Below are 12,079 nucleotides of genomic sequence, written 5' to 3'. Positions count from 1 at the left end.
CTATACACATTAAATATGTCCTAATATTTTGAATGTAAAAGTTTTCGGACATCCAAAAATTATACTCAAAATAGCTTTGTGGTAAACAAAATAAACCATTTACACATGAAAAAAATCACTTTTAAAACTTTAGCCCTAATGCTCACAATGATTATTGCATATTCTTGTGAGAAACCACAATCTGAATCCAGTTCGGAACAGGATCTAATTGGAGAACTTAATGATGATATACTTCCAAAATCAAGAGAAATTGCTCATATACAGAAAAATGGATTGGATGTAAAGCTCTTTGAAATTGGTGATGAAAATGATAATGAGTATGAAATATTTCAACTTATTAAACTGTATGATTATGACCTTTTAAAAAACGAGGAACTGATGATAGAAATGGAAAATCATTCTCCTTTCGAATTATTTATAGAACTCACTGACCAAGATGTAGCGATTCCTGAAGCATTAGCTAAAGCAGCTGGTTACGATGCTTTCCAAGAATCTGGTAGAACAATGGACTCTTCTTTAAAAAAGGTAGAGATCCTGGATAATAACTATGAAGAAATCTTTGAAAAAAGCAGTAGTTGTTATAATGAATCTGAGAACACCTTTAGAAGCCAACGTTGTCAGGTTCCTTTGAATTCAAACCCTGATTATATAGAATTCTGTGACTCACAAACCTGGACTAATAATACCAGACAATCGGTATTTGGAGGTAACTGGAGAAAATTAAACGAAGCTTTTACCTGGACAAATGTCATTTGCGGACAAACTATTGTAAAATTCTACAGATATATTGATACATGGCAGCTAAGAAAAGAAGTAGAGCTTGAAAATGGTATATGGAATTCCAGTTACTGGACTGTGCATATTGTAGATCCAAGCTGGCCTCCTTTTAGTCCTGAAAGAAGATACGGAAGACGACTGCGCGTAGTACGTAACCAATCTTCTACAGGAAGTTTCAGAGCTTATACTAGATTCCGAAAAAAGCTTTATAATTAATTATAAGAACTAAGATCTTGTTAAAAAGGCTGTCCAAATTGGACAGCCTTTTTCGTTGTACTTAAAAAAAACAAAAATAACAACAGTTCAGCCCTCTAAAATGACGATTCATGTTAGATCAGTGTTAAAAAATTGTGAAACTTAGGAAACTTTTAATGTTTTTAAAGTTTCCTCATGTACATTTGCACAGTAATTAAGTAAACCCCATATGAAGGAAAAAATAATAGAAAAAGCGAATGACATGTTCTTAAACCTAGGTTTTAAGAGTGTTACAATGGATGATCTTGCTTCGGAAATGGGAATTTCTAAGAAAACTATCTATGCGCATTTTCAGAATAAAACAAAGTTAGTTGAAGCCACAACCGATCATTTGTTCTGTACGGTTAGCGATGGAATCGATGCTATTTTAGAAGAAAATAAAGAACCGATTGAGGAACTATATGCTATCAAGGCTTTTGTAATGCACCATTTAAAAGGTGAAAAAACATCTCCTCAATATCAACTTCAGAAATACTATCCAAAAATTCATAGCAGCCTTAAAGTTCGACAATTTGATACGATGCAGGAATGTGTAATCGACAATTTAGAAAGAGGAATACGAACTGGAGTTTTTAGAGATAATATTGATGTTGAAACAATTTCCAGACTCTATTTTATGGGAATGACAGGCATCAAAGATCAAGAGATGTTCCCCATCCATAAATTTCCAGTTGCTAAATTAATGACTGATTACTTAGAATACCACGTACGCGGTATTGCCACAGAAAAAGGCTTAAAAATTTTAAACAATCTATTAAAACAACCATAAATTATGAGAAACAACCTTTGGTCCTTATGTTTCTTTAGCTTATTCATAACATTTTCTTTTGCACAGCAGACTCCTGCTTCTTCACAATATTCATTTAGCTTAGACGAAGCTATAGAGTTTGCTTTGGAAAATAGTTATCAATCCATCAATGCCAGACGTGATGTAGCTAAAGCACTTAAACAGAAATGGGAAACAACCGCCACCGGTTTACCGCAAATTAATGCAGCTATTGATTACCAAAATCAATTAAAGCAACCAGTTTCTTTATTACCAGCCTCTGCTTTTGACAATAGAGAAAGTACCATTAATACTGTAGAAGAATTTTTTGATTTAACCGCAAACGGCTCTCCAGATCCTCTGGAAGGTTTCATTCCAGTAGTATTTGGAACCAAACAACAACTTACTGCTAGTGCCACCTTATCGCAATTACTTTTTGATGGGTCTTACCTTGTAGGTCTAGAGGCTGCTAAAAGCTTTTTACAATACAGCAATGATTCACAAGAAAAAACCCAACTTAATGTTCGTGAAAGTGTGATCAACGCTTACGGAAGTGTCTTGGTATCGGATGAAAGTGTAAAGATTCTTCAGAATAACAAAGCTGCTTTAGAAAAGAACTATGAAGAAAGAAAAAAGGTATTTGAAAACGGCCTAGCCGAAGAAGAAGATGTAGAACAACTTCAGATTACCTTATTACAAATTACAAATCAGTTGAACAATGCAGAAAGGCTAGCAAAAATAGCTTTGCAAATGTTTAATCTTACTATCGGAGTTGATGTAGATTCTAATACAGTATTGTCAGATAATTTGGATAGTCTAACAACTAAAAACATAGACAATTCTGTTGGTTTAAAACCATTTGTTATTGAAAACAATATCGATTACCGATTGGGATATCTGTTAACTGAACAGCGAAGATTAGAACTTAAATTAGAAAAAAGTAGAGCTTTACCAACATTATCGGCTTTTGTAAATTATGGTACACAAGCAAATAGTGATTCATTTACATTTTTAGAAAATGATCAGCGCTGGTTTCAATCTTCTATTTTGGGAGTTAGTCTAAACATTCCAATTTTCAGTTCCTTAGGAAGAAGTGCTAAAACACAAAGAGCAAGAATTGCTTTTGAGCAAGCGAATACCTCTTTTATAGAAGCACAACAACAAATCCAACTTCAGTACAATTCTACAGTAAGCGATTATCAACTTTCTTTAGAAACGTATGAAACATCAAAACAGAATCTTTCTTTAGCTGAAAGAATAGAAAATAAAAATCAAATCAAATATACCGAAGGATTGGCTTCGAGTTTTGAATTAAGGCAAGCACAATTACAATTATACAGTGTACAACAAGAAGTACTACAAGCGATGCTTACCATTATAAACAACAAAGCCAAACTAGAAACAATACTTAATACACCAAATAACTAGACATACTCATGAAAAAAATACTTATCATATTCTCAGTATCCCTTCTTATTGCCTCTTGCGGACAAAAAGATGGAACGTCTATAGAAAAAGTTATCGAAGACGGAGATTTAACTGCGATTAGAGCAAAGAGAAGCGAGATCGTAACAGAGCAGCAGGAAATTGCGAACAAACTAAAGCAACTAGATGAAGCTATTGCATCCTTAGACAGCATCAAAAAATTACCTTTAGTAACAACCATTACCGCCAAAGACACTTTATTTAACCACTATTTAGAATTACAAGGAAGTGTAGAAACTAAAAAGAACATTGTGTTGTATCCTGAAGCTGCGGGAACACTAGTAAGAGTTTTAGTTAAAGAAGGACAAAGAGTTTCCAAAGGTCAGGTTCTTGCAAGAATTGATGATGGAGGTCTTAGCCAACAAGTAGCACAAATGGAAGTGCAAGCAGAATTAGCTAAAACAACCTATGAACGTCAGAAAAAGTTGTGGGAGCAAAAAATAGGTTCCGAGATTCAGTACCTTCAAGCCAAAACAAACTATGAGTCTTCGAAGAATGGTGTAGATCAAATGAAACGTCAATTAGCTAAAGCTACCGTAACCGCTCCATTTTCTGGTATTGTGGATGATGTAATTACTGAGCAAGGAAGTGTGGTTGCTCCTGGACAATCACAATTGATCCGTATTGTAAACCTAGACGATATGTATATAGAAGTAGAAGTTCCAGAAAGTTATATTTCTAGTATTGTGAAAGGAAAAGAAACGAAAGTACATTTTCCAGTTTTAGGAAAAACGATCGATACAAAAATTCGTCAGGTAGGAAACTACATCAATCCAAATAACCGTTCGTTTACAGTAGAAGTAGCAGTTCCTAATAAAGATGGGATTATCAAACCTAATCTTACTGCCAAAGTTCAGATCAACGATTACACGAGCGAAAAAGCGATTTTAATTCCACAAAGTATTATCTCAGAAAATGCAGAGGGAGATCAGTATGCTTATGTAACTTCTGGAAAAGATGCAAAAAACATCGCCGAAGCAAAACGTACTATCGTAAAAACAGGAAAAACTCAAGGAGATTATATCGAAATTCTTGAAGGAATCACGAATGGTGATGATATCATTAGTGAAGGAGCAAGAAGTGTTAAGGATGGTCAGAAAGTAGAAATTATAAACTAACATCTTATGGAAGTAAATAAGAAAAAAGTAGATAAAGAATTTAGATTATCGTCTTGGGCCATCGACAACCCAACAACCATCTATGTGATGATGGCGATTTTCTTTGTTCTTGGGTTATCGGCATATTTCTCGATGCCAAGAGAGAATTTCCCAGAAATTAATGAAACTAAAATATACATTAGCGTTCCATATCCAGGAAATACCTCGGAAGATATAGAGCGATTAATTGTCGATCCGCTAGAAGATAAGCTAAAGAACCTTGGAGGTGTAGTAGAAATCGTATCCACTTCGCAGGAGGATTATGGAATCATCACAGTAGAATTTGAAGAGAAATTTACGGTTGCGGAAGCTAAACAAAAGGTAAAAGACGAAGTAGACTCTGAAAAATCTAATGAAGATTGGCCAACCTTTAATGGTGCCAAGGTAGAACCAAATGTTTTCGACTTAAGTATCTCAGAGGAAACTCCAATCATGAATATCAACATCACTGGAGATTATCCAGTTGATAAGTTAAAACAGTTTGGAGAATATCTAGAGGATGAGATTGAAGATCTAAAAGAAATCAAAGGGGTAGATATTAGAGGTGCGCAGGAAAAAGAAGTAGAAGTAGCTGTAGATATCTATAAAATGATGGCAGCAAAGGTGAGCTTTGATGATGTCTTGAATAGCATTAGAAATGGTAATATCACTATGTCTGCAGGAAATATGATTACCAGTGGACAGCGAAGAACTATCAGAATTCTTGGTGAAATAGATCAACCTTCAGAACTAGACAATTTTGTAGTAAAATCTCAGGATGGAGCTGTCTACCTTAGAGATATTGCCAAAGTTACTTTTAAAGAAGAAGATAAAACCACTTATGCTCGAGAGTTTGGTGATAATGTAGTAATGCTAGAGGTAAAAAAACGCTCTGGGAAAAACATGGTAGAAGCTGCTGATCAAATAAGAGTGATAGTAGCTGATGCGCAGGAAAATGTATTCCCAACAGATCTAAATATCAGTATTGCTAATGACCAATCTACCAAAACCATTAATCAAGTGGATGACCTGGTAAACAATATCATTTTCGGGATTATTCTGGTTGTAGGGGTTTTAATGTTTTTCTTAGGATTTAGAAATGCATTATTCGTTGGTTTTGCAATACCGATGTCTATGTTTATATCCTTTATGGTACTATCCCTATTAGGATATACTATGAATACGATGATTCTTTTTGCTCTAATTATGGGATTAGGAATGCTAGTAGATAATGGTATTGTGGTAGTAGAAAACGTATATCGTTTGATGGAAGAAGAAGGTATGTCTCGTATTGAAGCTGCCAAAAAAGGAATTGGTGAAATCGCCTTCCCTATAATTGTTTCTACATTAACCACAGTTGCGGCATTCGTACCACTTGGTATGTGGCCTGGAGTTATGGGGCAGTTTATGATTTATTTCCCAATAACACTATCTGTCGTATTAGGATCTTCACTTTTCGTGGCAATATTCTTCAATTCCATGCTCGTTTCTAAATTTATGGATATAGGTGAAAGAGAATTGACTGTAAAACAACTAATTCGCTTAAGTTTGATTCTTGGTGGATTTGGAATATTTATCATGATTGTTGGTGGACCAGCAAGAGGACTTGGAACCTTAATGATCTTTACCGCGATCATGTTCTGGATCTACAAGTATCTATTAAAAAAAATGGCTACTTTTTTCCAAACAAGGATTTTAACTTGGTTAGAAAACACCTACCAACGTTTTCTTTCTTTTGCCTTAAAAGGATGGAGAACCTATGCTTTTGTCTTCGGAACATTCCTATTATTATTTGTGGTATTTGGAGCATTTGGTGCTTCTGTTGGAAGTCAGCGAACCAAGGTAGAATTCTTCCCAGATAATACACCCAATCAAATTATAGTATATATCGAATATCCACAAGGAACGGATATCGAAAAAACGAATAAAATTACCAAGGAAATTGAAAATCGTGTATACGCTATTATTAATGATGAAGAATATATCGAAGGCGAAGATCACAACTTCTTGGTAGAAGCTGCCGTATCACAGGTAGGTGAAGGAGCAGGAAATCCACAAACAGATGGTGGTAGTAGTGCAGAAATGCCTCATCGTGGTAAAATCATTGCCGCTATGAGAGAGTTTAAATTCAGAAAAGGAAAAGACTCTGAAGAATTACGATTCAAAGTACAAAAAGCATTGAAAGGAATCTATCCAGGTGTTGCCATTTCTGTAGAAAAAGATGCCGTAGGTCCGCCAGCTGGATATCCCATAAACATCGAAATCGAAGGAAAAGACTATGATGAGTTGATCAACGTAGCAGAACGTATGAGAAATTTCATCAATGAAAAGAACATTCCTGGTATCGAAGAACTAAAGATTGATGTTAACAAAGGGAAACCTGCTATGCAGGTAGCTGTTGATCGCCAAAAAGCAGGTGAATTAGGAGTTGCTGCCGGACAGGTTGGAAATCAATTACGTCGTTCCATTTTTGGTGAGAAAGCTGGAGTGTATAAAAAAGATGGAGAAGACTATGATATCTATGTCCGTTTTGATAAAAATGATCGCTACAATACTAGTGCTTTATTTAATCAGAATATCACATTTAGAGATCAAGCAACAGGAAGATTGAAAGAGATTCCAGTTTCTGCGGTAGCTTCTAAAAAGAATACGTCTTCATTTAGTGCGATCAAACATCGTGATACCAAAAGAGTGGTAACTGTATATTCAGGATTACAACCTGGTTACACTGATGCTGGAGCTATTGTAGCACAAATAGAAACTGAGATGGCGAGTTTTAAAGATAAACCGAACAGTGTTAAAATCAATTATACAGGACAGATCGAGGAGCAAAACAAGCAAATGGAGTTTTTAATGGGAGCCTTTTTTGCGGGATTAGGACTTATTATGTTGATCCTTATTTTCCAGTTTAGTTCTATTTCTAAACCTACTATTATCATGATTGCTATCTTCTTAAGCTTTATTGGAGTATTTGGTGGAATTCTGATCACTGGAGCAGCATTCGTAATCATGATGACCATGATGGGAATCATATCATTGGCAGGAATTGTAGTGAATAATGGTGTGGTATTACTAGATTACACACAATTATTAATAGATCGCAAAAAGGTAGAACTCAATATTCCAGAAAACGAACATCTTGATAATGATGAGGTAATGAAACTAATCGTAAAAGGAGGAAGAGCACGTCTAAGACCCGTAATTCTTACTGCTATTACAACCGTATTAGGTCTGATTCCATTAGCAGTTGGATTTAATATAGATTTCTTCTCCTTATTCGCCAATTTTGATCCTAAAATTTATATTGGTGGTGATAATGTGATTTTCTGGGGACCTCTTGCCTGGGCAGTAATCTATGGATTAATTATAGCAACCTTCCTAACACTGATCATAGTGCCATGTTTATTCTTTATAGTACACAAGGTAAAAGTTTGGTTCAGTAAAAAAAGAAGCACTACACCAATACTTAATCAGGAAGAAAAAGAAGAATTAGAAAGTGATGAAAGTGACGAAATGCCGATACCATCAGCCACTTAATTCGCATCTTAATTGTACTAAAAAACGCCGCAGAAATGTGGCGTTTTTTTTGCTTAAACAACTGTTAACTAACCTCTTCTTATTTTGACCATTTATAATTTAATGTTAATTTCGCGCTCGAAAAACCCGAATCTATTATAAACCCCAAATCATAAACATACTTGAAAAACCAATTTTCCTACTTACAAATCCTAAACAAACAATATTAATCTGGATACATTTTGTTATCTATTTACTTTTTTGCATTAATTCAAAAAGTAAATAGATACATTTCTTCAAAAAATGTGTATCTAATTACGATGAAAACAGAAAACAAATAACACTTTATGAAACAAAACTATTTTTACCTTGGAATACTTTTAACGCTCTTGTGTTGGAATACCACAAAAGCTCAAATCGAAAATTATTATACCTTTTCTGAAAGTACTGCTTCCTATGACCCATTAGTTGGAGCCGATGAAACTGTACTAAGCCGTAACACTTTTAGTTCACTTAGCATACCTTTTGATTTTGAATATGCTGGTCAAAAAATAAACCGCTTAATATTTAAAAATAACGGAGAGGTCAGTCTGGGTGGAACTAGTGAACCTCAACCTAATGAACTATCTGATCTTGGACAACAAAATGAATCTGGTACAACAGCAATTATTGCTCCTTTATGGGACAACCAAATGACTGTTGCAAATGATAATACTATTGCTAAAAGAAAAACACTGTTATCGGGAACAGCTCCTTTTAGAACATTTACGATTGAATGGGAAAAAGTACTTTGGACAAGTCAATTTCCTTCGAATACAAGTTCTGAAGTTAGCTTCAGAATAATCTTCGAAGAGACCACAAATAATATTACTTTTTTATATGGGCCAAATAATTCTACTGAAAATCAATCTACAAGTATCGGGTTGAATACAGAATTTTCAGATCAAATTAGTTTTATTAGTGTTACACCAGGATCTCCAAGCTCTGTTAGCTCTACAGTTTCTGATGACAATATATCTACGTCCGAGTACCCTGGAGAGGGTACACAGTATACTTTTACTTATCAATTTCCAAACTGTAGAATCCCATCAAATTTAGATATTGATACGAATAGCTTGACACCATCGACGGTAGACGTAAGTTGGACAAATGCAGGTTCTGAAACCTCTTGGGATATTTTGGTTATCAATCGAGATAATTCTTCAAGAGAAGTGATATCGGCAAATTCAAATCCGTTTACTCTAACAAATTTAGATCAAGACACTAATTATAGTATTGCTATTCGATCTAATTGTACTACTTCTGATAGTGACTACTCTCCTCAGGTATTTTTTACAACGCTTGAAACATGTCCTTCTCCTATAAATATTAACAGTACAGATATCACATTGGACAGTGCAGACTTCTCCTGGCAAGCTGGTGATTCAGAAACTAGCTGGGAGGCAACCGTTGTTTTATTCAATGATCCAGAACCAGTTTCTGGTGATGTGATCACTTCTACAACTTATAGTGTTAATGGACTTATTAAAGATACCGATTACACACTATATGTAAGATCTAATTGTGATACAGATGGTTTTAGTAAATGGATTACTTATGATTTTAGAACCATAGCTACATGTCAGATACCAACTTCATTGACAATTACTAATGAAACTTGTTCTTCTGGAACCATTGGATGGACCTCAAATGGTTCTGAAACTTCTTGGGAGGTTTCAGTTACTCGTATTGGTACATCAGACGAAGTTATTTATGCAGCAAATACAAACCCATTTACGTTAAATGATTTAAATCCTAACACCACTTACAGAATATTTGTAAGAGCCGTGTGTGCTTCTGATGATAAAAGTAGATACTCAAGTCGTGACTTTATTAGCACAACAGAAGATACTACCGATCCAACACCTGTGGCTCAGGATATTACCGTACAACTAGGCACTAACGGTTTTATTGTTTTAGATCCTACTGCTATTGATAATGGTTCTACAGATGATTGTGCTATTGATTCAATTACAGTGTCTCCTAGTGTATTAACCTGTTCTGACTTAGGAGCAAATACAGTAACAATGACTGTAACAGATATTGCTGGAAATAGTGATTCGACAACAGCACTTGTAACAGTAGAAGATAATACAAATCCAGTAGCGCAAGCAAAAGATATTACTGTAGCACTTGATGAGAATGGTTCAGTAAGTATTACAGGAAACGATATTAATGATGGATCTTCAGATAATTGTAATCTAAGTCTAACCGTTACTCCAAACACTTTTGATTGCTCGAATGTCGGAGAAAACACTGTTACACTGACCGCAACAGATACAAGTAATAACTTTAGCGAAACGACTGCTATAGTTACTGTACAGGATGTTATAAACCCTACAGTAGTTACTAAAAATATTTCTGTCTCTTTAGATAATAGTGGTATGGCAAGTATTGTTGCTAGCGATATCAACGATGGATCTTCTGATAATTGTAGCATCTCTTCCATTACAGTATCGCCTGATACTTTCAATTGTACTAATGTAGGAGAAAACACAGTAACCTTAACCGTAACAGATGTAAACGGTAATTCTGATTCTAACACTGCAGTAGTTACGGTTCAGGATACAAATGATCCAATAGCGCAAGCAAATGATATTACTGTACAACTTGATGATAATGGAACTATTACTATTACAGAAACGGATATAGACAATGGGTCAAATGACGATTGTAATATAGCATCCATTATCGTTTCTCCTAGTACTTTTGATTGCTCTAACATTGGAGACAATATTGTTACTCTTACCGTAACTGATACTTCTGGAAATTCTGATATGACAACAGCAACAGTTACTGTAACTGATGAAATCCTTCCTACTGCCAATTGTATTGCTCCTTTTAGTATTCAATTAGATGATTCTGGTTTAGCAAACATATCCGCACAAGATATAAATGAGAACTCCTCGGATAATTGTGGCATTCAAAATATAGCCATTGATAAAACGAATTTTACTAGTGCTGATATTGGAGAACAAATAGTTACCTTAACTGTTACAGATATTGCAGGTAATATAAACACATGTAGTACCACCGTAACTGTAGAAGGCCCTGCTTTTGTAATTGAGGATTATGTAACTGGGTTAAACTCTCCGAGAGGTCTAGCCTTTGATGGAGATCAAAATTTATTCATCGCTGAACATACTACTGGGAAAATTTTTAAAGCAACGGATATAGAAATAACCACAGAGTTTGCTTCTACAGGTTTTAATAACAACGGAATTTCTTTTGACCAGAATAACAACCTTTATGTGGCAGAGTCGTTTTTAAGTCAGGTTTTAACTTTTGATACCAATGCACAACAATCACAATTCCTTGGTTCTTCTGATGGGATTAGCTCTCCATGGGATGTAAAGTTTGACACTGCTGGAAATTTATATGTAAGTAATTTTAGTGGAAATATTCTTAAAATAACACCTGCTGGGTCAGTTTCCGAATACACTACTGGATTATTCTCTCCAGAAGGAATCGCATTTGATCGTAGTGGAAACCTTTTTGTTGCAGATCGTAACGACCGTAAATTAATCAAAATCTCGCCTGATGGATCGAGCACAACACTATTAACCGGAATTGTTGGGATTCGTTCTGTCGCTGTAGATTCTAATGATTTTGTTTATTTCGACGAACAAGTAGGTAACGGACCATCTGCTACTGTAAAAATTGTGAAATATAACCAAAATGACGGTAGCACAACAGATATTATTGGAGGACTAGATGATTCTAACTATCTTTTGTTTAATAGAAATGGAGACCTGTTTATATCACAAAGTAATAAAGTTAGTGTGGTAAGAGAAGTTGGTGAATCAGAAATACTATCAGTGGAAGAAGTCGTATTAAACACTATTGTATTCTACCCTAATCCTGTAATCAATACCGTATCGTTTACTACCGCTCCTTCAGGAATTCGTTTGTATGATGTTTCTGGAAAAGCAATTTTTAAATCTACGAATAGTCAATTAGAATATGACTTATCCGATTTACCAAGTGGTTTTTATTTAATGGAAATCACAGATTTTTTTGGTAAAAGAATTATACAGAAAGTGAATAAAATATAAGAAAAATAGAAAGCATATTGATGATTTTGAATCTATAAAAAAACGCCGCA

6 protein-coding genes are annotated in these 12,079 nt (G+C 34.8%); all 6 read left to right on the top strand.

What is annotated here, in order from left to right; all coding sequences use genetic code 11:
• Nucleotides 1–105 precede the first annotated feature (105 nt).
• The 6 genes from Q1B37_RS01710 (at nt 106) to Q1B37_RS01685 (ending at nt 12,029) form a co-directional block, all read left to right on the top strand.
• Entirely contained in the window at nt 106–993 is an 888-nt protein-coding gene (locus tag Q1B37_RS01710) for a hypothetical protein (protein ID WP_299894735.1), read from the top strand.
• Nucleotides 994–1,201: 208 nt separating this feature from the next.
• Nucleotides 1,202–1,801: a TetR/AcrR family transcriptional regulator gene (locus tag Q1B37_RS01705; protein WP_299894732.1), complete on the top strand. Its 600-nt coding sequence runs from the start codon at nt 1,202–1,204 to the stop codon at nt 1,799–1,801.
• Nucleotides 1,802–1,804: 3 nt separating this feature from the next.
• Entirely contained in the window at nt 1,805–3,226 is a 1,422-nt protein-coding gene (locus Q1B37_RS01700; RefSeq protein ID WP_299894730.1) for a TolC family protein, read from the top strand.
• Nucleotides 3,227–3,234: 8 nt separating this feature from the next.
• Nucleotides 3,235–4,401 (top strand): efflux RND transporter periplasmic adaptor subunit, encoded by a 1,167-nt coding sequence (locus tag Q1B37_RS01695; RefSeq protein ID WP_299894727.1) that lies wholly within the window; start codon nt 3,235–3,237, stop codon nt 4,399–4,401.
• Nucleotides 4,402–4,407: 6 nt separating this feature from the next.
• Complete coding sequence (locus Q1B37_RS01690) at nt 4,408–7,956, top strand: efflux RND transporter permease subunit (protein WP_299894724.1); 3,549 nt, start codon at nt 4,408–4,410, stop codon at nt 7,954–7,956.
• Nucleotides 7,957–8,282: 326 nt separating this feature from the next.
• A complete protein-coding gene (locus tag Q1B37_RS01685) occupies nt 8,283–12,029 on the top strand; it encodes a fibronectin type III domain-containing protein (protein WP_299894721.1) in 3,747 nt (1,248 codons plus the stop codon).
• The last annotated feature ends 50 nt before the right edge of the window (nt 12,030–12,079 follow it).

This window comes from uncultured Aquimarina sp. (genome assembly GCF_947492965.1).
Classification (GTDB): domain Bacteria; phylum Bacteroidota; class Bacteroidia; order Flavobacteriales; family Flavobacteriaceae; genus Aquimarina.
The sequence above is the reverse complement of the archived record's forward strand: the minus strand, read 5'-3'. Positions and strand labels throughout refer to the sequence as shown.

Coding starts and splice junctions, on each gene's coding strand:
- Q1B37_RS01710 (WP_299894735.1), top strand. CDS start 106: ATGAAAAAAATCACTTTTAAAACTTTAGCCCTAATGCTCACAATGATT.
- Q1B37_RS01700 (WP_299894730.1), top strand. CDS start 1,805: ATGAGAAACAACCTTTGGTCCTTATGTTTCTTTAGCTTATTCATAACA.
- Q1B37_RS01705 (WP_299894732.1), top strand. CDS start 1,202: ATGAAGGAAAAAATAATAGAAAAAGCGAATGACATGTTCTTAAACCTA.
- Q1B37_RS01695 (WP_299894727.1), top strand. CDS start 3,235: ATGAAAAAAATACTTATCATATTCTCAGTATCCCTTCTTATTGCCTCT.
- Q1B37_RS01685 (WP_299894721.1), top strand. CDS start 8,283: ATGAAACAAAACTATTTTTACCTTGGAATACTTTTAACGCTCTTGTGT.
- Q1B37_RS01690 (WP_299894724.1), top strand. CDS start 4,408: ATGGAAGTAAATAAGAAAAAAGTAGATAAAGAATTTAGATTATCGTCT.